Genomic DNA, 839 nt, shown 5'->3' with positions numbered 1-839 from the left:
GGTCTCCGGCGCCACTGCCACCGAGTCGGCATCTGCACAGCTGCAGCTCGCCCAGGCGTTCGCGTCTGGAACATTGCGCGGCGAAGAATTCAATGCCGTGAACGAGGCGGCGCCTCGGCTGATGAAGGCGCTTGCCGACGGCATGGGATTGCCGGTCGGTGCCCTGAAAAAAATGGCTGAGGAAGGCAAGATCACCTCGGGCATCATGGCCACCGTGCTGCCGGACGCGCTGGAGAAGCTGCGCGTCGAGGCGGCCCAGGTGCAGACGATCGGCGGAGCATTCACCGTTCTCAAGAACAACATGATGGAAATGGTTGGCGTGCAGGCCAACGCGAGCGGCGCCGTTGCGGCCCTTACTGGCGCTCTCGGTCTGCTGGCAAGCAACCTGGCGGGTGTGGCCTGGGCGATGTCCACCATGATCGCCATCAAGGCGACCAACTGGCTCGTCGGCCTGGCTACGGATGCGTATGCGGCCGCGGCTAGCAAGCGCGCGCTCGCGGCAGCCACGCTGCAGACCGCCGTCACGACCACCGAAGCCGCCGCAGTAGCTGCTGCCGCCAAACTGGCAGAAGCCCAGGCAAACGTGCAGGCAACCGCCAGTTCCGCCGCGCTCACCACGGCCCGCGTGACCGAGCTGCGCGCCGCCGTGCTGGCTGCACAGGGCGCCGCGGCGCTGGCGATCACCACCAATGGCCTAATCCCTGCGCAGGCGCGTGCCGCCGCAGCGGCCGAGGCGCATGCTGTTGCACTCGCTGCGCAGGCCGTCGCCGCTGGCGGCGCCACCACGGCGTCGATCGCCAATACGGCCGCGATCACCGCGCAGGCGGGCGCGGCTACTC

At 68.7% G+C, this 839-nt stretch carries 1 protein-coding gene; it reads left to right on the top strand.

The window, feature by feature from the left end:
* Nucleotides 1–839: tape measure protein (locus RBA40_RS33365; protein ID WP_306653208.1), on the top strand; the 839-nt coding region annotated here is incomplete at both ends.

Source organism: Massilia pseudoviolaceinigra (assembly GCF_030846505.1).
Classification (GTDB): Bacteria; Pseudomonadota; Gammaproteobacteria; order Burkholderiales; family Burkholderiaceae_D; genus Telluria_A; species Telluria_A violaceinigra.
Note: the sequence above shows the minus strand (reverse complement) of the source record. Positions and strands in the feature narration are given on the sequence as shown.